The sequence below is a fragment of the Nocardia sp. KT25-26 genome, assembly GCF_056627695.1.
This window is the reverse complement of the sequence record NZ_CM152813.1, coordinates 2424090-2448861: the sequence shown is the minus strand read 5'-3', so window position 1 is coordinate 2448861 and position 24772 is coordinate 2424090. Positions and strand designations below refer to the sequence as shown.

Below are 24772 nucleotides of genomic sequence, written 5' to 3'. Positions count from 1 at the left end.
CCAGGACCGGGTGTAGAAAGTGATGTCATGCATGCGATCGAGGTTTCCGAGCACGGCGGTCCCGATGTCCTGACCTACACCGAACGCCCCGATCCGGTCCCCGGACCGGGACAGTTGCTGGTCCGGACGGAGGCGATCGGCGTCAACTTCATCGATACGTACTTCCGCACCGGCACCTACCCGCAGCCGACGCCGTACGTACCCGGCTCGGAAGGCACCGGTGTGGTGGTCGGCGCCGGACCCGAGGTCACCGGGTTCGCCGTCGGCGACCGGGTGGCCTGGGCGGCCGCACCCGGCAGCTACGCCGAACTGGTTGCGGTGGACGCGGCCGTCGCCGTCGCGGTGCCCGACGGTGTCGAGGCGCCGGTGGCTGCCGCCGCACTGCTGCAGGGCATGACGGCGCACTATCTGACCGAATCGATCCATCGGCCGCAGCCCGGCGAGACCGTGCTGGTCCATGCGGGCGCCGGCGGTGTCGGACTGCTCCTGACGCAGATGGCGGTACGGCACGGCGCCCGCGTGATCACCACGGTGTCCACGGAAGCCAAAGCGGCGCTCTCGCGCGATGCGGGCGCCGCCGAGGTGCTGTTCTACGGCGACGACCTGGCCGGGCGCGTCCGGGCCCTCACCGACGGCGCGGGCGTAGCGGCCGTGTACGACGGCGTCGGCGCCGCGACCTTCGACGCGAGCCTGGACTCGCTGCGGGTGCGGGGCATGCTGGCCCTGTTCGGGGCGGCGAGCGGCCCGGTACCCCCGTTCGACCCGCAGCGACTCAACCGGGCCGGTTCGGTGTTCCTGACCCGCCCCACGCTCGGCGACTACACCCGGGACCGGACCGAACTCACCTGGCGAGCCGGGGACGTGTTCGCCGGCCTCGCGGACGGCACGCTGACCCTGCGGGTCGGCGCCACCTACCCGCTGGCCGACGCCGCCCAAGCACATCGCGATCTGGAGGGCCGCCGCACGACCGGCTCGATCGTATTGATCCCCTGACCCGTCCCGGCGCCTGCTTCGGGGTGCCGGTCATGCCGCCACAGCCCATCGCCCCCGGAGACCGGGTCGCGGACCGGAGAGAAACAGAGGTACCTGATCGAAACGCCCGCCGATGAGCGCCGACCAGTGGATCCGACTGATCGGTCCACGATTTGTCGCTCATAGGCGGGAACCTACGTAACCGGTCACCGGGTGTTCTCGCCACCCGGGCGACCCCGGATCTACAGGCCGAAGAAGCTGCCGACGGTGTCCCAGCCGAGCACCGAGTCCACCGCGAGACCGCAGAACACCACGGCGAGGTAGTTGTTCGACTGCAGGAACAAGCGCAGCGGTTTCACCGACTCGCCGCGGCGCACGCCGCTGTAGAGCTGGTGCGCCATGAGCAGGAACCAGGCGCCGGCCACCACGGCGACCGCGGCGTACACGACACCGGCCGCCGGTACCAGGGCGAGGGTGGCCAGCACCGTGAGCCAGGTGTAGATCACGATCTGCTTGGTGACCGCCTCCTCGGTGGCCACCACCGGCAGCATCGGCACCCCGGCCGCGCGGTAGTCCTCCTTGTAGCGCATGGCCAGCGCCCAGGTGTGCGGCGGCGTCCAGAAGAAGATCACCAGGAACAGCACCACGGCGGGCCAGCCGACCGTCCCGGTCACCGCCGACCAGCCGACCAGCGCGGGCATGCAGCCTGCGGCGCCGCCCCACACCACGTTCTGCGCGGTCCGGCGCTTGAGGCCTTTGGTGTAGACGAAGACGTAGAACAGGATGGTCGCGACCACCAGTACGCCGCTGAGCAGGTTGGCCTGCCACCACAGCCAGGCGAACGACGCCATCCCGAGCAGCACACCGAATACGAACGCATGCGAGGTCGGCACCGCGTCCCGGGCCAGCGGCCGCTTGGCGGTCCGCTTCATGACCTTGTCGATATCGGCGTCCGCGACGCAGTTGAGGGTGTTGGCGCTGGCGGCACCCATCCAGCCACCGAACAGTGTCGCCAGGATCAGCCAGATGTCGATACTGTCCTGCGATCGGCCGGCCAGCAGCATCGTGGGGATGGTGGCAACCAGCAGCAGTTCGATCACGCGCGGCTTGGTCAGCGCAATGTAGGCCAGCGGACGCCGGGACAACCGGCGGACCAGGCCGGCCGGTTCCGTACCCGCCCGGGAGCCCTCCTCCGGCGCGGCGCCGACCCCGGCAGATCCCGAGGACAGACCGTGCGCGCTGCCACTTCCCGGCTGATGACCGATCGGCACTGTTTCTCCTCGCACGCTGTGCATCGCATCCGGCATTGGAACGAGCAGCGCGCGGCTGCGGCGCGGCCACTACTACACACGATGGTAGACCCATGCCCGCCCGCTCCCGAACCGGCCTCGGCTGCGGTGGGAGGCATCACATCCGGCGCCCCGGGTGAATCCGGTCCGTCGCGGCCGTGAACCGGGGCGGACCGGAAGGTGTCCGGACCGGACCGCCGGCGGGCACCGGATCGGTCGCGATTTCGACTCACAGCCAGGGTTCACGCCTGCCCGCGTATCGGCCCATCTAGGGTGGAGACGTACATCGGTACGTCCCCCTCTGCACTGCGGTGCCTCCCGTGTGCCGCCAGTGGCCCGCCGTCGACGACGAAACTATGTCAGGAGAACCACGGTCGTGTCAGTCACAGACGACATCCGCGCGCTCACTCAGCCGAACCACCCCAGCGACTGGACGGACCTGGACACCAAGGCCGTCGACACCGCCCGGATCCTGGCCGCGGATGCGGTGCAGAACGCCGGCAACGGCCACCCCGGCACCGCGATGAGCCTCGCCCCGCTGGCCTACACCCTGTTCCAGCGCACGATGCGGCACGACCCCAGCGATCCGCACTGGGTCGGCCGGGACCGGTTCGTGCTGTCCTGCGGCCATTCCAGCCTCACCCTGTACGTGCAGCTCTACCTGGCCGGTTTCGGCCTGGAGCTGACCGACCTCGAGCATCTGCGCAAATGGGGCTCGCTGACCCCGGGGCACCCGGAGTTCCGGCACACCGACGGCGTCGAGATCACCACCGGACCGCTCGGCCAGGGCCTGGCGTCCGCGGTGGGCATGGCGATGGCGGCCCGCCGGGAGCGTGGCCTGTTCGATCCGGACGCAGCGCCCGGCGAGAGCCCGTTCGACCACTTCATCTATGTCGTCGCCTCCGACGGTGACCTGGAAGAGGGCGTCACCTCCGAGGCGTCGTCGCTGGCCGGTACCCAGCAGCTGGGCAACCTGGTGGTGATCTACGACGACAACAAGATCTCCATCGAGGACGACACCACCATCGCGTTCACCGAGGACGTTGCCGCACGCTACGAGTCCTACGGCTGGCATGTGCAGACCGTGCAGGGCGGCGAGGACGTCGTGGCCATCGAGGCCGCGCTCGCGGCGGCCAAGGCCGAGACCGGCAAGCCGTCCATCATCGTGCTGCGCACCGTCATCGGCTACCCGGCGCCGAACAAGATGAACACCGGCGCCTCGCACGGCGCGGCCCTGGGCACCGACGAGGTCGCGGGCGCGAAGAAGGCCCTGGGCTTCGACCCGGACAAGAGCTTCGACGTGGACCCGGCGGTACTCGCGCACGCCCGCAAGGCCGTCGAGCGCGGCGCGGCCGCGCACGCCGCCTGGCAGCAGCAGTTCGACGAATGGGCCACCGCCCACCCGGACAACAAGGAATTGTTCGACCGGCTCGAACAGCGGCGCCTGCCCGAGGGCTGGACCACCGACCTGCCGGCCTTCGAGGCGGGCGCCGAGGTCGCCACCCGTAAGGCGTCCGGCAAGGTGCTGGCCGCGCTGGCCGATGTGCTGCCGGAACTGTGGGGCGGTTCCGCCGACCTCGCCGAGTCCAACAACACCACCATGCCCGGCCAGCCCAGCTTCGGGCCGGAAGCCATCTCGACCGGTATGTGGAAGGCCCAGCCGTACGGCCGCACCCTGCACTTCGGTGTCCGCGAGCACGCCATGGGCGCGGCGCTCAACGGTATCGCCCTGCACGGCCCGACCCGCCCGTACGGTGGCACCTTCCTGGTGTTCAGCGACTACATGCGCCCGGCGGTCCGACTGGCCGCATTGATGCGGCTGCCGGTCCTGTACGTCTGGACGCACGATTCGATCGGCCTCGGCGAGGACGGCCCGACCCATCAGCCGATCGAGCACCTGGCCGCACTGCGGGCCATCCCGGGCCTGAACGTCGTCCGTCCCGGCGACGCCAACGAGACCATGTATGCCTGGCGCACCATCCTGGAGCGGGATTCCAGCGAACACACCTCGCACTTCTCGGTGTCCGAGCCCCCGCATCAGGACGGCCCGTCCGCACTGGCACTGACCCGGCAGAACCTGCCGGTCCTGGCGGGCACCAGCTACGAGGGCGTCGCCAAGGGTGGCTACATCCTGGCCGAGGCGTCCACCGGCACCCCGGACGTCATCCTGATCGCGACCGGTTCGGAACTGCAGCTCGCCGTCGCCGCTCGCACTACGCTGGAGGAGCAGGGCATCGGAGCCCGCGTGGTGTCGATGCCCTGTGTGGAGTGGTTCGACGCTCAGGACCAGGCCTACCGGGACGAGGTGCTGCCGCCGGCGGTCCGCGCCCGGGTCGCGGTGGAAGCCGGGATCGCGATGCCGTGGTACCGGTTCGTCGGCGATGCCGGCGAGATCGTGTCCATCGAGCACTTCGGCGCCTCCGCGGACTACAAGACCCTGTTCCGTGAGTTCGGCATCACCGCCGAGGCAGTGACGGACGCCGCGCGGCGTTCGCTCGACAAGGTGAAGGGATAACCCATGGCACAGAACGAGAAGCTCGCCGCGCTCTCCGCCGCGGGCGTATCGGTGTGGCTCGACGATCTGTCGCGCGAGCGCATCGAGTCGGGCAACCTGGCCGAGCTGATCGCCACCTGCAGCGTCGTCGGGGTCACCACCAACCCGACGATCTTCCAGGGTGCGCTCAGCAAGGGACATTCCTACGACACCCAGGTGACCGAGCTCGCCGCCCGCGGTGCCGATGCGGATGCGGCGATCCGCACCATCACCACCGACGACGTCCGCGCGGCCTGTGATGTGCTGGCGCCGGTGTTCGAGGAGACCGGCGGCGTGGACGGCCGGGTATCGATCGAGGTCGATCCGCGACTGGCGTTCGACGCCGATGCCACCGTCGCGCAGGCGGTCGAACTGTGGAAGATCGTCGACCGGCCCAATCTGTTCATCAAGATCCCGGCCACCGAGGCCGGCCTGCCCGCGATCACCGCTGTGATCGCGGAGGGGATCAGCGTGAACGTGACGCTGATCTTCTCGGTGCAGCGGTACCGGTCGGTGATGGGCGCCTACCTGGACGGATTGCGCAAGGCCAAGGTCGCCGGGCACGATCCGGCGAGGATCCATTCGGTCGCGTCGTTCTTCGTCTCCCGGGTCGACACCGAGATCGACAAGCGGCTCGAAGCCGTGGGCACCCCCGAGGCGCTTGCGCTGCGCGGCAAGGCCGGTGTCGCCAACGCGCGCTTGGCGTACGCCGAGTACCAGGACGTGTTCGACGGTGGCAACCACACCTCGACGTACAACCATCTCGCCGCCGTCGGCGCGAACCGGCAGCGGCCGCTGTGGGCGTCGACCGGGGTGAAGAATCCGGACTACCCGGACACCCTGTACGTCACCGAGCTGGTCGGGCCGAACACGGTGAACACCCTGCCGGAGAAGACCCTGCAGGCCTTCGCCGACCACGGCGAACTGCGCGGCGACACGGTCTCCGGCGATGCTGTGGCGGCCGCCCAGGTGTTCAGCGACCTGGCCGCCGTCGGGATCGATCTCGACGACGTGTTCGCCCAGCTGGAGCGGGAGGGGGTGGACAAGTTCGAGACCTCCTGGAACGAACTGCTCACCGCCACCACGGCCGCCCTGGACAACGCGGCGGGACGCTGATCGATGGCCGGCACCGCAGCAGCGGTTCACGGACTGCAGCGCAACCCGCTGCGCGATGAACGGGACAAGCGCGTCCCGTTCATCGCCGGACCGTGCAGCATGGTGATCTTCGGAGTCACCGGCGACCTGTCCCGGAAGAAGCTGTTGCCGGCCATCTACGACCTGGCGAACCAGGGGCTGCTGCCCCCTGGTTTCGCCCTGGTCGGGTTCGCCCGGCGCGACTACGCCTCGGAGCAGTTCGCGCAGCTCGCCTTGGAATCGGTGCGGCAGCACGCCCGGACCCCGTTCCGGCAGGAGGTCTGGGATCACCTCGCCGAGGGATTCCGTTTCGTCCCGGGCAGTTTCGACGACGACGCCGCGTTCGACACCCTGGTCGACACCCTCACCACCCTGGATGCCGAACGGGGCACCGGCGGAAACCACGCCTTCTACCTGTCGATTCCGCCGAAGATGTTCCCCACCGTGCTGGACCAGCTGTCCCGGCACGGGCTGGCCGAACCCCCCGCCGCGGACGGCAGCGGCCCACGGCCGTGGCGGCGCGTGGTGGTGGAGAAGCCGTTCGGCCACGATCTGGACAGCGCCCGCGAGCTCAACGCGCTGGTGAACCGGGTCTTTCCCGAAGAGTCGGTGTTCCGCATCGACCACTACCTGGGCAAGGAGACGGTGCAGAACATCCTGGCCCTGCGGTTCGCGAACGAACTGTACGACCCGATCTGGAATGCCAACTACGTCGACCACGTCCAGATCACCATGGCCGAGGACATCGGGCTCGGTGGCCGCGCCGGATATTACGACGGGATCGGTGCGGCACGCGACGTCATCCAGAACCATCTGCTGCAACTGCTCGCGCTGACCGCCATGGAGGAGCCGATCTCTTTCGAACCGGATCAGCTGCAGGCCGAGAAGATCAAGGTGCTCTCGGCGACCAAACTCGTCGAACCGCTCGACGAGACCACAGCCCGGGGGCAGTACACCGAGGGCTGGCAGGGCAGCGAGCACGTGGCGGGGCTGCTGGAGGAAGACGGTTTCGACCCGGAATCCCGGACCGAGACCTACGCCGCCATCAGCCTGCACGTCGACACCCGCCGATGGGCGGGCGTGCCGTTCTATCTGCGCACCGGAAAGCGGCTGGGCCGGCGGGTCACCGAGATCGCCGTGGTGTTCAAGCGGGCACCGCACCTGCCCTTCGATCGCACCATGACCGAGGAGCTCGGCCAGAATGCCCTCGTCATCCGGGTGCAGCCCGATGAGGGCATCACCATCCGGTTCGGCTCGAAGGTGCCGGGATCGGGTATGGAAGTGCGCGATGTCAACATGGATTTCAGCTACGGCGAAGCGTTCACCGAGTCCTCCCCGGAGGCCTACGAACGCCTGATCCTGGACGTACTGCTCGGGGTGCCGTCCCTGTTCCCGGTGAACGCGGAGGTCGAATTGTCCTGGCGGATCCTCGATCCGGTGCTGGCGCACTGGGCCGAGCACGGCAAACCGGAACCCTATGCCGCGGGCACCTGGGGCCCCGGCAGCGCCGACGAGATGCTCGCCCGCACCGGGCGGGAATGGCGGCGGCCGTGATCGTCGACATCCCGGACACCACCACCGGTGAGGTCAGCAAGCGGATGGTGCAGCTGGCCGAACGCAACGGGGTCATCGCCCAGGGCCGAGTGCTCACCCTGGTGGTGTGCACCCTGGACAGCTCCGAGGCCGAGGACGCCATCGATGCTGCCAACGACGCCAGCCACGAACATCCGTGCCGGGTGATCGTCCTGGCACGGGGTGACCGGGAGGCCCCGACCCGGCTCGACGCGCAGATCCGGGTCGGCGGCGACGCCGGTACCGGTGAGGTGATCGTGCTGCGGCTGCAGGGCCGGTTGATCAGCCACGAGAGCAGCGTGGTGACCCCCTTCCTGCTGCCGGACACCCCCGTGGTGGCTTGGTGGCCGCGCGGCGCACCGGAGGACCCGGCCCAGGACTCGGTGGGGCGGCTGGCCCGCCGCCGGATCACCGATGCCACCTTCGCACCGGACCCGCAGGCCACCATCCGGCGCCGTCGGCAGTCCTACTCCCCCGGCGATACCGATCTGGCCTGGAGCCGGGTCACCTACTGGCGCGCGTTGCTCGCCGCGGCACTGGACGAGCCGCCCTACGATGCGGTGACCGGCGCAACCGTTTCCGGTCTCGCCACCGAACCGGCCCTGGACATCCTGGCCGGTTGGCTGGCGGCCCGGCTCGGCTGCCCGGTGACCCGCAGCACCGGCGAACTCCGCGTCGAACTGCATCGCGGCACCGGTTCCATCGCCATCTCCCGACCGCAACTAGGAAGGACAGCGACGTTCACCCGCACCGGCGATCCCGACCAGCGTGTCGCGCTGGCCCGCCGGGAAACACGCGACTGTCTCGCCGAGGAACTGCGGCGCCTGGACGCCGACGAGATCTACGCCGAGGCGCTCGCCGGAATAGAAAAGGTGACCTATGAGTGAGCGAATCGACGTGCACAACCACCTCGGCACCGAGTTTCCCGGCAACACCGTCGAAGTCCATGCCGATGCCGATGCGGTCGCCGATGCCGCCGCGGCCCGGTTCGTCGGTGTCGTGGTCGCCGCGCAGGCCGAACGCGGCAGCGCCGCGGTGGTGTTGACCGGCGGCAGCGACGGTATCCGCCTGCTCGACCGGGTCCGCCGCGCGCCCGGCTCGATCGACTGGTCCGCCCTGGACGTGTTCTGGGGTGACGAACGGTATGTGCCGGTCAACGATCCCGACCGCAACGAACTCCAGGCCCGGGAAGCGCTGCTGGACCACGTCCCGCTCGACCCGGCCCGGGTGTTCCCGATGGCGCCCTCCGACAACGAATACGGTTCGCCCGAGGAAGCGGCCGCCGCCTACTCGGCCACCGTGCACCGGTATCTCGCCGAGCACGGTGCCTTCGACCTGCACCTGCTCGGTATGGGCGGCGAAGGCCACATCAACTCCCTGTTCCCACATTCGGCCGCCGTCCGGGAAACGCACGAACTGGTCGTCTCGGTGCACAACTCCCCCAAGCCGCCGCCGGTCCGGGTGACCCTCACCCTCCCCGCGGTCCACCGCGCCCGGCACGTGGCTCTCGTGGTGAGCAGCGCCGACAAGGCCGATGCCGTCGCCGCCGCCGTCAACGGGGCGAGCCCCGACGAGGTCCCCGCCGCCGGCGCCCGCGGCAGCGAATCCACCACGTGGGTCCTCGCCGAACCGGCGGCCGAGAAACTGCGCTGAGACAGCCGCGGCGCGGTTTCCGGGCCCCGGCAACACGCACTATCGGCGGCGCGGCAGCCTGCTCTGCAATTCGGCGAAGGTCACCGCGAGACTCACCGGGTTCGTCAGCACGAGCGCATCGGTGTGGGTGTGCCGGGTGACATACCTGCGACCCGACCAGTCGAGGCGGCACTCCTCGATCTCGGTGATCTGCTGCCAATCCTTGTCGAAATGCACGATCAGGTACACCGGGATCCCCGCCCGCGCGTACAACTGACGTTTGATGCCGATATCGGCGTCGACGGTGCCTTCCGATGTCACCTCGACGACCAGCAGTGTCTGTCCGGCCACGGTCTGCACGTCGTAACCACCGTCGCTGCAGTCCCGGAGCACTACGTCCGGGTAGCGTGCGCGCAGACGCCGCGTCGGGTCCTCTGTTTCGGCATCGGCCAGGCGCATCGGTGTGTCGCTGTGCACCTCACGGCACGGACCGTCCGGATCGACTGCGTACTCGAGAGCTGCCGCAAGTCGCCGAACCACGAGATCGTGTTCCGGTGACTGTGCCATGCACTCCACCAGAACGCCATCGTGGATTTCGCCGAAGTCTTCCGGTGGCCCTGCCAGGAACTCCTCGACCGTGACGATACGAACGGGCGAGTTGTGCGGTACGGACATGGCTACCACCCTAAGCCCGTCCGTTCCCGATGCGGTGGCCATCGGCCGCCGCGAAACAGGCTCCACTCGACTTCGTGGATGCACCCCGCAGCATTGGCGTGGCACGACCCCACGATCCAGGCGGCATCCTACGATCGAGAACAGGAGGCGCGATGGCGGCGGGACCGACAGGGGATCGCAGGACGGATCTCGACGAACGATTCCGGCACAGCGTGGCCGTGCTGCCGGTGTCGGCGGGGGACGCCGACACGGCGACAGGACTGGACCGGGCCACCGCGCTCGAGCTGTTCGAATCCCAGGTGATCAGCCGGCAGCTGGATTCGGCGGCGCGGCGCCTCGGGGCGGCGCAACGGGGGTTCTACAGCATCGGGTCGGCCGGGCACGAAGGAAACGCGGCGGTGGCGGCGGCACTGCGGGTGGATGATCCGGCGCTGCTGCACTATCGATCCGGGGCGTTCTTCGTACAACGGATGCGGCGGGTACCGGGGGCCGACCCGGTACGCGATGTACTGCTCGGCGTGGTGGCTGCGGCGGCGGATCCGCTGTGCGGTGGGCGGCACAAGGTGTTCGGGAGCAAGGCGGCGGCGATCATTCCGCAGACATCGACCATCGCCTCACATCTGCCCCGGGCGGTGGGGCTGGCGTTCGCGTTGGACCGGGGGACGCGGCTCGGTGTACCCCGCGAATGGCCCGCGGACGCGATCGTGGTGTGCAGTTTCGGTGATGCCTCGGCAAACCATTCCACCGCGGCGGGGGCGATCAATGCCGCGGTGCATACCGCGCACCAGGGCATCGGGATGCCGATCCTGTTCGTCTGCGAGGACAACGGCCTCGGGATCAGTGTCCCCACTCCCCCGGACTGGATCGCCGCAGCCTACGGTACCCGCACCGGCCTGCACTACCTCGCCGCCGACGGCTGCGACCTCCCCGAAACCTTTCACGCCGCCCGGAAAGCCGCCGACCGGTGCCGCGCCGACCGTGCGCCGGTCTTTCTGCACCTGCGCACCGTGCGCCTACTCGGCCACGCCGGCTCCGATGTCGAATCCGCCTACCGCCGCCCGGCGGACATCGCCGCCGACTCGGCCCACGACCCGCTGCTGAACACCGCTCGCCATCTGGTAGGCGCCGGCTTCGCCACTCCGAGGGAACTACTCACCCGTTACGACGACATCGCCGACCGGGTTGCCCATATCGCCGCCGACGTCGCAGGCGCACCGTCCCTCGGTTCCGCCGCCGAGGTGTGCGCACCGCTGGCCCCGTACCACCCGCAGCGAATCGCCGACGATGCCCGTGGCCAGGCCGCGGGCGTGCGCCCCGAGGCGTCGTTGCGGCTGACACTCGCCCAGTCCATCGGCCATACATTGGGCGAGTTGCTCACCGCCACTCCTGACCTCCTGGTCTTCGGTGAAGATGTCGGACGCAAGGGCGGTGTGTATGGGGTGACCAAGGGGCTGCAGGCGCAATTCGGGGCGCGACGGGTGTTCGACACGCTCCTCGACGAACAGAGCATTCTCGGTACCGCGCTGGGGGCGGGCCTTGCCGGGTTCCTGCCGATACCGGAGATCCAATATCTGGCGTATGTGCACAATGCCGCCGATCAGCTGCGCGGCGAGGCCTCGACCCTGTCGTTCTTCTCGAACGGACAGTTCCGCAACCCCGTGGTCGTGCGGATTGCCGGGCTGGCCTATCAGCGGGGCTTCGGCGGGCACTTCCACAACGACAATTCCGTTGCGGCCCTGCGCGATATCCCCGGGCTGGTGCTGGCCGTACCGGCGCGCGCCGACGACGCACCCGGGATGTTGCGGACCTGCGTCGCGGCGGCCCGGGTGGACGGCCGGGTGTGCGTGTTCCTGGAACCGATCGCCCTGTACCACACCAGGGATCTCCATCCGGGCGATGATGCCTGGCGCGCTTCGCCCACCGCGGAGCACATCCCGATCGGCAGCGCCCGGGTGTACGGCGACGGGACCGATCTCACCATCGTCACCTTCGGCAACGGCGTACCGATGAGCCTGCGCGCCGCAGACCGGTTGGCGGGCGAGGGTATTCACGCTCGGGTACTGGACCTGCGCTGGCTCGCGCCGCTGCCCGTCGAGGATCTGCTGCGGAATGCCGAGGCGACCGGCGTGGTCCTGGTCGCCGACGAATCCCGGCGCACCGGCGGGGTCGCCGAATCGGTGATCGCCACCCTCGTCGATGCCGGATATTCGGGCCGGACGGGCCGGGTGACGAGCGCGGACAGTTTCGTTCCGCTCGGCCCGTCCGCGGCTGCCGTGCTGCTGGCCGAGTCCGATATCGAAGCGGCCGCCCGAGCACTGCTGACCTGAGACGGTACCGATCATCCGGGTGGCCCCGGCCGTTCGGACACCGATCATCACGGGTTCGGTGTCGTGACCTCCCGCCGGTCCGCGCCGAGATCGCGCAGGCTGCCGAGCAGGAAATCGTTCACCTGCTCCGGGCGTTCCAGCTGCACCAGGTGGCCGGCTCCGGCCACCTGCGTCACCGTCCGCAGCTCGGGCACATGCGCCCGCAGCACGGCCAGGGGATCCCGGCCGCTGAACCCTTCCATATCCGGATCGTTCTCGCCGTACCCGAAGTACACCGGGACCGGGACGGTGGCCCCGGCGTACTCGGCGGTGAGCTCCCAGTTGCGGTCGAGGGCTCGATACCAGTTCAGGCCGCCGGTGAAGCCGGTGCGTTCGAACTCACCGGCGAGGGTGTCGAATTCCTCGGTGGACAGCCACGTCCAGGGCAGCGGTGGCGCCTCGGGCAGGGCGTCCAGATAGCTGATACCCGGTGGATTCCGCCAGGTATCCAGGTAGTGGTAGTCGCCGCTGAGGGCATAGTAGACGCGGGACAGGAATTCGCGGGGCCGGGCGGCGAGTGCGGCATCGGCGACGCCGGGTTCCTGGAAGTACTGCAGATGCAGGAAATGCTGCTCCGCCATCCGGGCCCACAGCTGCGACGGCGGGCGCGGCGGCCGTGGGGTGAACGGGTTGTTCAGCACGACCAGGCCGCGAACCCGTTCCGGCGCCCGCAGCGCCAGCTCCCACAGCAGGGCCGCACCGAAATCGAGTCCGACGAACACGGCCTGCTCCGCGCCGATATCGTCGAGCAGGGTGAGCAGATCACCGATCACGGCTCGGTTCGTGTAGGCGTCCACATCGTCGGGGATATCGGTGCGGCCGTACCCGCGCATATCCGGTGCCAGGGCCCGGAACCCGGCGCCGGCCACCGCCGCCATCTGCCGATGCCAGACGAACCAGGTGTGCGGAAATCCGTGGCAGAACACCACCGGATCCCCCTGCCCCTGATCGGCGACGTGCATCCGCACGCCGTCGGTCGTGACGAACCGATGCACTACATCCACGACAACCTCCAAATACTAGAACGTGTTGCAGGTTTCACGGTAATGTCCCGGGACTGTGAGCGGAATACCCCCAGAACTCGACGGCAGGGTCGCGGTGGTCACGGGAGCCGGCCGCGGCATCGGCAAAGGCATCGCACTGGAACTCGGCGCCGCAGGAGCCACGGTGTACGTCACCGGGCGGTCGACCACGCCGGACCGTCTCCCGGGCACGGTCCGGGAGACGGCCGCGCAGATCGACGAGCTCGGCGGCACCGGCATTGCATACGTCTGCGATCACCGCGACGACGCTGCGGTGGCGGCTCTGTTCGACCGGGTGCGCACCGAACAGGGCCGCCTGGACGTGCTGGTGAACAATGTCTACAACTCCCCCGCGGCCGCCCGCTGGCTGGGCAAACCGTTCTGGGAAGTGCCGCCCGCGGCATGGGACGAGACCTTCGATGTCGGTGTCCGGTCGCACTATGCGGCCGGTGTGTACGCGGCAGCGCTGCTGCGCGAATCGGGTGGTCTGATCGTCAACATCTCCTCCCCCGGTGCGCAACGCTATTCACACAATGCCGTCTACGGTGTCGCCAAGGCCGCACTGGATCGACTGACCGCCGATATGGCCCACGACCTGGCCGATTCCGGCGTCACCGTCGTATCGCTGTGGCCGGGCATCGTGAACACCGAACTGCTGCAGCTGATTCCCGCCGACGCCGACGGCAAGCGGCGGGTCACGCTGCCGGGCGAGGGCACCTTCGACCTCGATGCCGCCGAGACACCGCGATTCCCCGGGCGTGCCGTCGCTGCGCTGGCCGTCGACGCCGACCGACTGCAGCGCACCGGCAAGGCATGGCGGGTGGCCGACCTCGCCGATGCCTACGGCTTCACCGATATCGACGGCCGGGTACCCCGCGTCGACTGACGCTGCGATTCCGGTTACGCGGCGATCGGCGGCATTCCGTCACGAGAACCTGTTTCAGTTCGGTAGCGTGCGCAGCCATGATCAGCACCGTCGTCTGGGGTACCGGAAACGTCGGCCGGGCGGCGATCCGCGCCGTGGCAGCGCACCCCGCACTCGAGCTCACCGCTGTGCTCGTCCACCATCCCGGTAAGGTCGGCCGGGATGCCGGTGAGCTCGCCGACCTGGGACACGAACTCGGTGTCGCGGCGACCGCCGAGATCGAGGCGGTGCTGGCCGCCGGTCCGGCCGCCGTGGTGTACGCGGCCACCGGCGATACCCGCCCGGAGGCGGCGCTCGCCGACATCTGCCGGGCGATCCGCGCCGGCGCCGTCGTCGTGAGCCCCGCGTTGTACCCCCTGTACGACCCGCCCGGCGCACCCCCCGAACTGCGCGATCCGGTGCTGGCTGCGATCGCCGAAGGCGGCGGCTCACTGTTCGCCTCCGGTGTAGATCCCGGTTGGGGCAACGATGTGCTGCCGCTGCTGCTCAGCGGCCTCGGTACGACGGTCGAGGCGATCCGCTGCCAGGAGATCTTCGACTACTCGACCTACGATCAGCCCGATTCGGTTCGGGACCTGGTCGGCATGGGCCGGCCGATGGACTATCTGCCCCCGATGATCGCGCCGTCGATCCCGACGATGGTGTGGGGTGGCCAGGTGCGGATGATCGCGCGAGCGCTGGGTGCCGAACTGGACGAGATCCGGGAGACCTGCGATCGCCGGGCGCTGGCGGCGACCGTCCGCACCACCGGCATGGGCGACTTCGCGGCCGGTACCCAGGGCGCGGTGCGGTTCGAGGTACAGGGCATCGTCGGCGGTGTACCGCGGATCGTCATCGAACACGTCACCCGCATCGACCCGGACTGCGCACCGGACTGGCCGACCCCGCCGGACGGTGGCGCGGGCGTGCACCGCGTGATCCTCGAAGGGCGGCCCCGGATCGAGGTCTGTGTCGAGGCGACCGACGAGGGCGGCAACCGGGCCGCGGGCGGCAATGCGACCGCGGTGGGCCGCCTCGTCGGGGCGATCGGGTGGCTCATCGACGCCGAACCGGGTCTCTACGACGCACTCGACGTGCCGCTGCGTCCGGCAGTCGGCATCTGGGGATCGCCCCGACCAGCAGAAGGGACCACGACATGATCATCGACATTCCCGAGGACAAGGATCCGATCGGCTACGTGTGGGGCGAACTGGTGCCCGGCATCGGGATCGCCGCCGCACAGTTCTCGCTGTCGGTCTACGAACATTCGACGATCGACCTGCGCGCATTCGAGGCGGCCCGGTTACGCATCGCCCAGATCAACGGATGCCTCTTCTGCCAGGACTGGCGCACCGAACGCGACGGATCGAAGGTCGAGGACGGGTTCGACGAGGCGGTGGCGAACTGGCGTGGCACGGACGCCTTCGACGAACGTACCCGGCTCGCGGCCGAGTACGCCGAACGCTATGCACTCGACCATCACGGGCTCGACGACGCGTTCTGGGCGCGAATGTTCGCGCACTACAGCCAGGCCGAGGTGGTGGAGCTGTCGATGAGCATCGGATCGTGGCTGGCCTTCGGCCGCCTCAACCACGTCCTCGGGCTGGACGGCGCGTGCCGGCTGCCCGGGCACTGACGAAGGTCAGGAGAACTTGATCTCCAGGCCGATGCCGAGAATGGCGATCAACCAGACGATACCGGTGAAGATGGTGATGCGGTCGAGGTTCTTCTCGACGACGGTGGAGCCGGACAGGCTCGACTGCATACCGCCACCGAACAGGCTGGACAGGCCTCCGCCCTTGGCGCGGTGCAGCAGCACCAGCAGCACCAGCAGCACGCTGGTGACAATCAGGAGGACATCCAGGAACATCCGCATGCCGACCATCCTATGGGTTGGGCACCGCCGTGGTCTAACCGGGCTCGACTGCGACCAGATGGGTCACCGTCACCGCCCCATCGGAGAATTTCACCACCGCGGACTCGATCTCCCGGTCCCGCGCGGTCAGCCGGACCTGATGCTGGTGCATATGTTCGGCCCAGGAGCGCACCACGAAGGCCTCGACGAACCGGTCGACCGCGCCGACATCGCGGTAGAGCCGCCACTCCATCGCGCCGGTGCGCTGCCGCGACCGGCCGACCAGTGCCATGGCCGCGGTGAATTCGGGAAGATCGTCCGGCGCCACCCGGTAGGTGCGCAGTACCAGTACCGGGCCGTCTGCCGGATCCGGTTCGACGGCCAACTGCGGCTCGGGCCAGAAGATCGCCGGAGACAGGTCGATCTCCTCGACGTTGTGCCGGATCGGCAACCATCCGGTCGAGATCGCGCAGCCGACCAACAGCACCGCGGCGATCAGCAGGGCGGTCGCCGGTCCGGTCGCCCCGGCGACCAGACCCCAGACCAGGGCGCCGAGCGCCTGGCACCCCATGAAGACCAGCAGATAGACCGACATCCCGCGAGCCCGCACCCAGCCGGGCAGCAGCAACTGCACCGTGGCGTTCATAGTGGACATCGCCAGCATCCAGGCCGTTCCCGAGGCGACCAGCAGGATCAGCACGACCGCCAGGTACGGCGCCAGTGCGGCACCGACCGAACCGGCCGCGAAAACCACCGCGGCGAGCGCCAGCCGCTGGGTGGGCGTGAACCGGTTCCGCAGCCTGGCGAGCCCGAACGCGCCGGCGACCGCACCGAGCCCGAGTGCCCCCAGCATCAGCCCGTATCCGTCGGCCGCCAGCCCGAGCCGATCGTGCGCGACGACCGGCAGCAGCGCCCACACCGCACTCGCGGGGCCGACGAACAGGATCACCCGCATCAGCACCCGGCGGATGGCCGGGGCGGCACGGATGAACCGGGTGCCCGCCTGCAGTGCGGCCAGGGGCCGTTCCGAGGGCAGGTCGGTGTCGTGCGCCGGACGCCGCCAGACCGCCAGCACCGCGACGATGCCGCCGAACGACACCGCGTTCAGTGCGAACACCAGCGTCGGCCCGGACAACGAGACCAGGACACCGGCCAGCGCCGGTCCGACCGCCCGGCCGACATTGAAGGCCATACTGCCCAGTGCGGCGGCGGAGGGGATCTGTTCCCGGGGTACCAGTTCCGGCTGGATCGCCTGCCAGGCCGGTGCGGTCAGGGCCTGGCCGCAGCCCAGCAGGAACAGCAGGGTCAGCAGTACCGCCGGGGTGGTGTGCCCGGTCGCGGTGAGCAGGGCCAGCACCGCTGCAACGACCGCCATCGCGGACTGGGCTGCGAGTAACAGCCGGCGCCGATCCACCAGGTCGGCGAGGACACCGGACGGGATGGCCAGCAGCATCACCGGCAGGCTCAGCGCCGTCTGCACCAAGGAAACCAGGGTGGCCGCATTCGGCTCGTCCACCAGCAGCCACTGTGCGCCGACCATCTGCATCCAGGTGCCGAGGTTGGAAGCCAGTTGCGTGATCCACAGCGCCCGATAGATCCGGGAATGCAACGGCGCCCAGGTGGAGATCGGAGTGCTCGCCTGCGCGGTGCTCATCGCAGCCGAGCATAGCGCCGGTGCGGCACGCCACCGGCCGCGGCAGCCCGGTAGCCGGGAGCGCACGCCGTACCATCGGCGGCATGCTTACCGATCTCCTGCGCAGGTCCCCGGTCCGCGCCGCGCCGTTCCTGCTGGTCCCGGCGGTACTCGCCGCGGCCCTGTCGGCGTGTTCCGGCGACGGCGACGACGGGAGTACCCCCTCGGCGACCCCGGTGGGGCACACCTATCTGTCCACCGCCGTCGAGGGTGGGCAGATCCCGGGCGGCGGACCGATGACGCTGATCTTCACCGAGGACCGGATCAGCGCGAATTCCGGCTGCAACACCGGAACCGGCCCCGTCGACTTCACCGACGGCGTGCTGCATGTGGAGGCGCTGGCGACCACCCTGATGGGCTGCCCGGGTGACCGCGCGCAGGCCGACGCCTGGCAGGAGGAGTTCCTCACTTCGGAACCCACCTGGCAGCTCGACGGCGACGACCTCACCCTCAGCAACGACACCATGACGGTGCGGCTCACCGACAAGAAGGTGGTGATGCCGGACAAGCCGCTGACCGGCACCTCCTGGGTGGTGACCGAGTTGATCACCGACCAGGCCCGCACCCGTTCACAGCTGCTGACCGAGGTGTCCCCGAACCTGACCATCGGCGCGGACGGCTCGCTCACCGGCTTCACCGGCTGCAACCAGATGGGTGGCACCGCCGAGCTCGCCGATTCACCCGACGGACCCCGGGTGACGTTCACCGCGACCACCACGAAGATGGCCTGCCCGGAGGACGTCATGGCGATCGAGCAGACGGTGCTGCGCACGCTGGACGGCACCGCTACCGCACTGGTCGATGCCGACACCCTCACCCTGCGCAACGACAACGGCACCGGGCTCACCCTGCAGGCCGAATAACCGGACGCACCCGGAATACGGACGGGCCGCCGCACCGAATGCTCGGTGCGGCGGCCCGTTGTTCCGGAGAGCTACCTCAGGGCAGCGGCCCACCGGCCGCGATCGCGGACAGGGTGGCGAACTCGTCGCCCTTGAGCGAGGCCCCGCCGACCAGCGCGCCGTCGATATCGGCCTGGCCGACCAATTCACCGACGTTCTTGGCATTCACCGAACCGCCGTAGAGCACCCGCACACCGGCGGCGACCTCCGGGGAGGCCAGCTCGGCGAGCTCGGCGCGGATGGCACCGCACACCTGCTGGGCATCGGCCGGGGTGGCGACCTTGCCGGTGCCGATCGCCCACACCGGCTCGTAGGCGATCACCACCTTCGCGATCTCCTCGGCCGTCAGGCCCTTCAGCGAACCACGCAACTGCTCGAGGTTGTACTCGACGTGGGTACCGGCCTCCCGGACGTTGAGCCCTTCGCCGATGCACACGATCGGGGTGATCTCGTGCTTCAGCGCCTGCTTGGCCTTGGCCAGCACGGTGGCGTCGTCCTCGTTGTGGTACTGCCGCCGCTCCGAATGCCCCACCACGGCGAAGCTGCAGCCCAGCTTGGCGAGCATGGCCGCGCTGACCTCACCGGTGTAGGCACCCTGGTCGTGCACCGAGACGTCCTGCGCGCCGAGGGTCAGCAACAGTTTGTCCCCGTCGATCAGCGACTGGACGCTGCGCAGATCGGTGAACGGCGGGATCACCGCCACGTCGACCTTCGCGAAGTACTTCTCGGGCAGCGCGAACGCCACCTTCTGCACCAGCGCGATGGCCTCGAGGTGGTTCATGTTCATCTTCCAGTTGCCGGCGATGAGCGGCTTCCGGGGCGATGACTGTGTCACGATCGGATCATCCTTCCAGGACCGAGATACCCGGCAGCTCTTTGCCCTCCAGGTATTCCAGCGACGCGCCGCCACCGGTGGAGATGTGCGAGAAACCGTCCTCGGGCAGGCCGAGCGTGCGGACGGCGGCCGCCGAATCGCCACCACCGACGACGGTGAACGCACCCTTCCCGGTGGCGGTCACGATGGCCTCGGCCACCGCCCGGGTACCGCCGGCGAATTTCTCGAACTCGAACACGCCCATCGGCCCGTTCCAGAACACCGTCTTCGCCTCGGTGAGCAGCGCACCGAACCGGTCCGCCGCGGCCGGGCCGATGTCCAGGCCCATCCAGCCGTCCGGAATGGCGTCGGCCGCGACGACCTGTGTCTCGGCGTCCGCGGCGAACTTGTCGGCCACCACGATGTCGCGGGGCAGGTGGATCACATCGGCGTAGCGCTCCAGCAGGTCCTTGCAGGTGTCGATCATCTCTTCCTGCAGCAGCGACGACCCGACCGGGACGCCCTGGGAGGCGAGGAAGGTGAAGCACATGCCGCCGCCGATCACCAGGGTGTCGACCTTGGGGGCGAGTGCCTCGATGACGGCCAGCTTGTCGGAGACCTTGGAACCACCGAGCACCACCGCATAGGGCCGCTCCGGGTCCCGGGTCAGCTTCTGCAGCACCTCGACCTCGGCCGCGACCAGCGTGCCCGCGTAATGCGGCAGCAGCTTCGCCACGTCGTACACCGAGGCCTGCTTGCGGTGCACCACACCGAAGCCGTCCGAGACGAAGGCACCGTCGTCGCCGACCAGTTCCTGGTAGCCGGCCGCGAGTGCGGCCCGCTCGGCGTCGTCCTTGCTGGTCTCACGCGGATCGAACCGCACGTTCTCCAGCAGCAGCACATCACCGTCGGTGAGCCCCTCGGACCGGGACAGTGCATCGTAGCCGACGACGTCACCGGCCAGCTGCACATTACGGCCGAGCAGTTCGCCCAGCTTCGCCGCAACCGGCGCGAGCGACAGCTTCGGGTCCGGTTCACCCTTCGGCCTGCCCAGGTGTGCCATCACGACCACCTTGGCACCGGCCTCGACCAGCGCGGAGATGGTCGGCACCGAGGCGATGATGCGGCCGGGATCGGTGATGTCGCCGTTCTCGTCGAGGGGGACGTTGAGGTCGGAACGCACCAGCACGCCCCGGCCCTCGACGCCCTCGTTCAGCAGATCCTGAAGTGTCTGAACGGTCATCGGATCAGAGCGACTTGCCGACGAGGCCGACCAGATCGGCGAGGCGGTTGGAGTAGCCCCACTCGTTGTCGTACCAGGACACCACCTTGACCTCGTTGCCGATGACCTTGGTCAGCGGTGCATCGTAGATCGAGGAGTGCGGGTCGGTGACGATATCGCTGGAGACGATCGGGTCGGTGTTGTACTTGAGGATGCCCTTCATCGGGCCCTCGGCGGCCGCCTTCATCGCCGCGTTCACCTCGTCGAGGGTGGCCGTCTTCGCCAGGTTGGCGGTCAGGTCGGTGACCGAACCGGTCGGCACCGGGACCCGCAGCGCGTAACCGTCCAGCTTGCCGAGCAGCTCCGGCAGCACCAGGCCGATCGCCTTGGCGGCACCGGTGCCGGTGGGCACGATGTTCAGGGCGGCGGCGCGGGCGCGGCGCAGATCCTTGTGCGGCGCGTCCTGCAGGTTCTGGTCCTGGGTGTAGGCGTGCACGGTGGTCATCAGACCCTCGACGATGCCGAATTCGTCGTTGAGCACCTTGGCGATCGGGCCGAGGCAGTTGGTGGTGCACGAGGCGTTCGAGATGATGTTCTGGCTGCCGTCGTACTTGTCGTCGTTGACACCCATCACGATGGTGATGTCCTCGCCCTTGGCCGGCGCGGAGATGATCACCTTCTTGGCGCCCGCGGCCAGGTGCCCCTTCGCCTTGGTCGCGTCGGTGAAGATGCCGGTCGACTCGACCACGATGTCGACGCCCAGGTCGCCCCACGGCAGGGCCGCCGGGCCCTCCTTGATGGCGAGCGCCTTGATCGGCTGGTCGCCGACGACGATGGTGTCGCCCTCGACGCGCACATCCTTCGGCAGCCGGCCGAGGATCGAGTCGTACTTGAGCAGAGTGGCGAGCGTATCGATGTCGGTGAGGTCGTTGACCGCGACGATCTCGATATCGGTGGTGCCGGCCGCCTTCAGCGCCTCCACCGCCCGGAAGAAGTTTCGTCCGATACGACCGAAGCCGTTGATGCCTACCCGGACAGTCACGTTATCGCTCCTCAGCTTTCCAGCGGATTCATTCCGACGGCACCCACATTAATCGCAAGCCGTCACCTCACCGACAACGGCCACCCCCTGTGAGTCACCCGGCTGTACACCTCCCCGGCAGCCAGGGTACCCGGCCGGAATCGCCCGGAGCGCCGGTTTCCTCACGCTTCGTCGAGCAATTCCGCGGTGACCGCGGACTCGGTGTCCGGGATGCCCTGGTCCTTGGCCCGCCGGTCGGCCATGGACAGCAGCCGGCGGATGCGCCCGGCGACGGCGTCCTTGGTCATCGGCGGCTCGGCGAGCTGACCGAGCTCTTCCAGGGAGGCCTGGCGGTGCTGCACCCGCAGCCGGCCGGCGGCCGCCAGATGGTCGGGTACCTCGTCGCCCAGGATCTGCAGGGCCCGCTCCACGCGCGCGGCGGCGGCGACGGCCGCCCGGGCGGAACGGCGCAGGTTGGCGTCGTCGAAGTTGGCGAGCCTGTTGGCGGTGGCCCGCACCTCCCGGCGCATCCGGCGTTCCTCCCAGGTGAGGCGGGTGTCCTGGGCGCCCATCCGGGTCAGCAGCGCGCCGATCGCCTCACCGTCGCGGACCACCACCCGGTCGGTGCCACGCACCTCGCGAGCCTTCGCGGTGATGCCGAGCCGGCGGGCGGCGCCGACCAGCGCGAGCGCCGCCTCGGGGCCCGGGCAGCTGACCTCCAGCGCCGAGGAACGTCCCGGCTCGGTCAGCGAGCCGTGCGCGAGAAATGCACCGCGCCAGGCGGCCTCGGCGTCGGTGATGGTGCCGCCGACGACCTGCGCGGGCAAGCCGCGGACCGGCCGCCCACGGACATCCAGGAGCCCGGTCTGCCGGGCGAGCGCTTCACCCTCCTTGGATACCCGGACCACATACCGGGACGTCTTGCGCAGTCCGCCGGCGCCGAGCACATGCACATCGGATCCGTAGCCGTACAGTTCGAAGATCTCCCGGCGCAGCCGCCGCGCGATGGAACCCATGTCCACCTCGGCCTCGACGATCACCCGGCCACCGACGATGTGCAGGCCACCGGCAAACCGCAGCAACGCCGACAGCTCCGCCTTGCGGGAGCTGACCTGCGACACCACCAGCCTGCTCAGTTCGTCCTTCACTTCGGCTGTCATCGCCACGAGACGCGCTCCTTTCCACCCAACCCGGAACGCACATCCTGGCCCATGTGCCGTCCCTCGACTCGAAGCCCCGCCGACTGCGGCTCGGGCTCCCGGATCAGCTGATCCAGTGCGGCAGCAAGCTTTCCGGGATGATGCCGGTCCGTACCCGGTTCGGCGACATCGCAGAAGGTTACCCGTGCCCGCAACTGTTCCGCAGCTCTCGCCACGTGTTCGCGCTGTCTGCCCTCCGGTACGGAGGCGGAATCCACCAGCACCTGATCGACAGCGAAATCCGGTGCGTGCTGGGACAATACATGCAGGTGACGCTCGGCGGAAAAGCCCGCCGTCTCGCCCGGCTCGGCAGCCAGATTGAGCACCAGGATCTTACGGGCCCGGGCGTAGGTGAGCGACTCGCACAGCCGGGGCACCAGCACATGCGGGATCACACTGGTGAACCACGAACCCGGTCCGAGCACCACCACATCGGCGTGTTCGACCGCCGCGGTGGCGGCCGGCGCCGCGGGCGGGTCGGCAGGCAGCAGCCGCACCCGGCGGACCTTCCCTGGCGTGGTGGCCACCGCGACCTGGCCACGGATGCACCGGCTCACCCGGGGGTCCGCCTCCAGGCCCGCCACATCGGCCTCGATATCCAGCGGTATCGGGGCCATCGGCAGCACCCGGCCGGTGATCCGCAGGATCCGGCCCAGCTCCGCCAGGGCGGCCACCTGGTCGCCGAGCACCTCGGTGAGACCCGCGAGCATCAGATTGCCCACCGAATGACCGGCCAGCGCACCGCTGCCGCCGAACCGGTGCTGCACGGTCCGGGTCCAGACGTCCTCATCGTCGGCGGCCAATGCGGCGAGGGCCATCCGCAGGTCGCCGGGCGGTACCGCGCCCAGCTCGGCCCGCAACCGGCCCGAGGACCCGCCGTCGTCGGCGACCGTGACGACCGCAGTGATCCGGCGAGTCAGCCGCCGCAGTGCGGTCAGCGTCGCGTACAAACCGTGCCCGCCGCCCATGGCCACCACCGCGGGCTCGGCTTCCCAGCCCGTCACTCGCGCCCCAGATCCCGGTGCACCACCCGGACCACATCGACCGATTCCCCGGCGTCGGCACCGAGCAGATCGCCGAGCGCCTCGGCGATCGCCACACTGCGGTGCCGTCCACCGGTGCACCCCACTGCCACCGTCATGTATCGCTTCCCCTCTTGGCGGTATCCGGCCGTGGTCAGGTCCACCAGATGACGGCAGGTACGCAGGTAGTCCCGCGCGCCCGGCTGCGCCAGCACGTAGTCGCTGACCTCCGATTCGCATCCGGTGTGTTCCCGGAGCTCCGGTACCCAATGCGGATTGGGTAGGAAACGCACATCCAACATCATGTCGGCGTCGAGCGGAACCCCGTATTTGAATCCGAACGATTGCACGGTCAGCTGCAGGGCCGCCGGAGCACCGCCGCCGTACGCTTCCTCCAGCTTGCGGTGCAGCTGGTGGATGGACAGCTCGGTGGTGTCGATGACCAGATCGGCAGCGGCTTTGACCGACGCGAGCCGGACCCGTTCGGCGGCCAGCCCGGCCGACAGCGTGCCGTCACTGCTCTCGCTCTGCAACGGATGCCGCCGGCGGGCGAACCCGAACCGGCGGATCAGCACATCGTCGGAGGCCTCCAGGAACAGCACCCGGGTGCGGACCCCGCGTTCGCGCAGCTCCTCGGTGACCCCGGAGAGGTCGCCGGTGAAGAACCGGCTCCGCACATCCATCACCAGCGCGAGGCGCCGGATCGGCGGCTCGGTGCCGGCGCCCAGTTCGACCATCCGGCCGATCAGTTCGGGGGGCAGGTTGTCGGTCACGTACCAGCCGAGATCTTCGAGTACGCGCGCCGCGGTACCGCGGCCCGCACCGGACAGGCCGGTCACGACGACGACCTCCACCGGCTGCTGCGCCCCCGCATCACTGCGCTCGGCAGCAGCGTGTCCCCGGGCGCCGCCCAGGCTGTTCGATTCGACTCTTCTCATGTCCTAC

The 24772-nt window shown here is 69.3% G+C and carries 22 protein-coding genes; 11 read left to right on the top strand and 11 right to left on the bottom strand.

The genetic code is table 11. The annotated features are described in order from the left end of the window. The first annotated feature begins 27 nt into the window (after nucleotides 1–27). On the top strand, nucleotides 28–993 hold the full coding sequence (locus tag AC1HFH_RS11080; protein ID WP_480247343.1) for a quinone oxidoreductase family protein: 966 nt from the start codon (nucleotides 28–30) through the stop codon (nucleotides 991–993). A gap of 221 nt (nucleotides 994–1214) precedes the next feature. Here AC1HFH_RS11080 and AC1HFH_RS11075 read toward each other — a convergent pair whose 3' ends face one another. Next, nucleotides 1215–2243, bottom strand: coding sequence for a heme o synthase (locus AC1HFH_RS11075; protein ID WP_480247342.1), 1029 nt, complete (start codon nucleotides 2241–2243; stop codon nucleotides 1215–1217). A 394-nt stretch (nucleotides 2244–2637) separates the two neighbouring features. On the opposite strand from AC1HFH_RS11075, the gene tkt reads away from it, so the two are divergent. Genes tkt through pgl form a run of 5 tightly spaced genes read left to right on the top strand, consistent with a single transcriptional unit; the run spans nucleotide 2638 to nucleotide 9153 of the window. Further along, entirely contained in the window at nucleotides 2638–4776 is a 2139-nt protein-coding gene (tkt, locus tag AC1HFH_RS11070; protein ID WP_480247341.1) for a transketolase, read from the top strand. A gap of 3 nt (nucleotides 4777–4779) precedes the next feature. Beyond that, nucleotides 4780–5910: a transaldolase gene (gene tal / locus AC1HFH_RS11065; RefSeq protein WP_480247340.1), complete on the top strand. Its 1131-nt coding sequence runs from the start codon at nucleotides 4780–4782 to the stop codon at nucleotides 5908–5910. Between the two features lie 3 nt (nucleotides 5911–5913). After that, entirely contained in the window at nucleotides 5914–7482 is a 1569-nt protein-coding gene (gene zwf / locus AC1HFH_RS11060; protein ID WP_480247339.1) for a glucose-6-phosphate dehydrogenase, read from the top strand. After that, complete coding sequence (gene opcA / locus AC1HFH_RS11055) at nucleotides 7479–8387, top strand: glucose-6-phosphate dehydrogenase assembly protein OpcA (protein WP_480247821.1); 909 nt, start codon at nucleotides 7479–7481, stop codon at nucleotides 8385–8387. Before zwf ends, opcA begins: the two co-directional genes overlap by 4 nt. Next, nucleotides 8380–9153, top strand: a complete 774-nt coding sequence (gene pgl, locus AC1HFH_RS11050; RefSeq protein ID WP_480247338.1) for a 6-phosphogluconolactonase — start codon at nucleotides 8380–8382, stop codon at nucleotides 9151–9153. The genes opcA and pgl overlap by 8 nt, the downstream gene beginning before the upstream one ends. Nucleotides 9154–9192: 39 nt before the next feature. Here pgl and AC1HFH_RS11045 read toward each other — a convergent pair whose 3' ends face one another. Beyond that, complete coding sequence (locus AC1HFH_RS11045) at nucleotides 9193–9807, bottom strand: Uma2 family endonuclease (RefSeq protein WP_480247337.1); 615 nt, start codon at nucleotides 9805–9807, stop codon at nucleotides 9193–9195. Between the two features lie 152 nt (nucleotides 9808–9959). Here AC1HFH_RS11045 and AC1HFH_RS11040 point away from each other — a divergent pair, with 152 nt between their 5' ends. Next, nucleotides 9960–12134 (top strand): thiamine pyrophosphate-dependent enzyme, encoded by a 2175-nt coding sequence (locus tag AC1HFH_RS11040; protein WP_480247336.1) that lies wholly within the window; start codon nucleotides 9960–9962, stop codon nucleotides 12132–12134. Between the two features lie 47 nt (nucleotides 12135–12181). Here the strand turns inward: AC1HFH_RS11040 and AC1HFH_RS11035 are convergent, their stop codons facing one another. Continuing rightward, nucleotides 12182–13177: an alpha/beta fold hydrolase gene (locus tag AC1HFH_RS11035; RefSeq protein ID WP_480247335.1), complete on the bottom strand. Its 996-nt coding sequence runs from the start codon at nucleotides 13175–13177 to the stop codon at nucleotides 12182–12184. Nucleotides 13178–13232: 55 nt separating this feature from the next. Here AC1HFH_RS11035 and AC1HFH_RS11030 point away from each other — a divergent pair, with 55 nt between their 5' ends. From AC1HFH_RS11030 to AC1HFH_RS11020, 3 genes are all read left to right on the top strand, one after another. Further along, nucleotides 13233–14081: an SDR family NAD(P)-dependent oxidoreductase gene (locus AC1HFH_RS11030; RefSeq protein ID WP_480247334.1), complete on the top strand. Its 849-nt coding sequence runs from the start codon at nucleotides 13233–13235 to the stop codon at nucleotides 14079–14081. Nucleotides 14082–14158: 77 nt separating this feature from the next. Beyond that, entirely contained in the window at nucleotides 14159–15259 is a 1101-nt protein-coding gene (locus tag AC1HFH_RS11025) for an NAD(P)H-dependent amine dehydrogenase family protein (protein WP_480247333.1), read from the top strand. After that, on the top strand, nucleotides 15256–15735 hold the full coding sequence (locus tag AC1HFH_RS11020; protein WP_480247332.1) for a carboxymuconolactone decarboxylase family protein: 480 nt from the start codon (nucleotides 15256–15258) through the stop codon (nucleotides 15733–15735). The genes AC1HFH_RS11025 and AC1HFH_RS11020 overlap by 4 nt, the downstream gene beginning before the upstream one ends. Before the next feature lie 6 nt (nucleotides 15736–15741). On the opposite strand, the gene secG is transcribed toward AC1HFH_RS11020, so the two are convergent. Both secG and AC1HFH_RS11010 read right to left on the bottom strand, forming a co-directional pair. Beyond that, nucleotides 15742–15975 (bottom strand): preprotein translocase subunit SecG, encoded by a 234-nt coding sequence (gene secG / locus AC1HFH_RS11015; protein WP_480247331.1) that lies wholly within the window; start codon nucleotides 15973–15975, stop codon nucleotides 15742–15744. 34 nt (nucleotides 15976–16009) lie between these two features. After that, a complete protein-coding gene (locus AC1HFH_RS11010; protein ID WP_480247330.1) occupies nucleotides 16010–17608 on the bottom strand; it encodes an MFS transporter in 1599 nt (532 codons plus the stop codon). Nucleotides 17609–17691: 83 nt separating this feature from the next. Here AC1HFH_RS11010 and AC1HFH_RS11005 point away from each other — a divergent pair, with 83 nt between their 5' ends. After that, complete coding sequence (locus tag AC1HFH_RS11005; RefSeq protein WP_480247329.1) at nucleotides 17692–18510, top strand: META domain-containing protein; 819 nt, start codon at nucleotides 17692–17694, stop codon at nucleotides 18508–18510. Between the two features lie 76 nt (nucleotides 18511–18586). Here AC1HFH_RS11005 and tpiA read toward each other — a convergent pair whose 3' ends face one another. The 6 genes from tpiA to rapZ all read right to left on the bottom strand — a co-directional run bounded on the left by tpiA (nucleotide 18587) and on the right by rapZ (nucleotide 24765). Continuing rightward, nucleotides 18587–19336, bottom strand: coding sequence for a triose-phosphate isomerase (gene tpiA, locus AC1HFH_RS11000; RefSeq protein WP_480247820.1), 750 nt, complete (start codon nucleotides 19334–19336; stop codon nucleotides 18587–18589). 55 nt (nucleotides 19337–19391) lie between these two features. Further along, nucleotides 19392–20606 (bottom strand): phosphoglycerate kinase, encoded by a 1215-nt coding sequence (locus AC1HFH_RS10995; RefSeq protein WP_480247328.1) that lies wholly within the window; start codon nucleotides 20604–20606, stop codon nucleotides 19392–19394. Between the two features lie 4 nt (nucleotides 20607–20610). Next, on the bottom strand, nucleotides 20611–21627 hold the full coding sequence (gene gap, locus AC1HFH_RS10990) for a type I glyceraldehyde-3-phosphate dehydrogenase (protein ID WP_480247327.1): 1017 nt from the start codon (nucleotides 21625–21627) through the stop codon (nucleotides 20611–20613). Nucleotides 21628–21788: 161 nt separating this feature from the next. Beyond that, a complete protein-coding gene (whiA, locus tag AC1HFH_RS10985; protein ID WP_480247819.1) occupies nucleotides 21789–22766 on the bottom strand; it encodes a DNA-binding protein WhiA in 978 nt (325 codons plus the stop codon). Further along, nucleotides 22763–23773, bottom strand: a complete 1011-nt coding sequence (locus AC1HFH_RS10980; RefSeq protein ID WP_480247818.1) for a gluconeogenesis factor YvcK family protein — start codon at nucleotides 23771–23773, stop codon at nucleotides 22763–22765. The genes whiA and AC1HFH_RS10980 overlap by 4 nt, the downstream gene beginning before the upstream one ends. Nucleotides 23774–23805: 32 nt before the next feature. Continuing rightward, nucleotides 23806–24765 (bottom strand): RNase adapter RapZ, encoded by a 960-nt coding sequence (gene rapZ, locus AC1HFH_RS10975; protein WP_480247326.1) that lies wholly within the window; start codon nucleotides 24763–24765, stop codon nucleotides 23806–23808. Nucleotides 24766–24772: the final 7 nt, after the last annotated feature.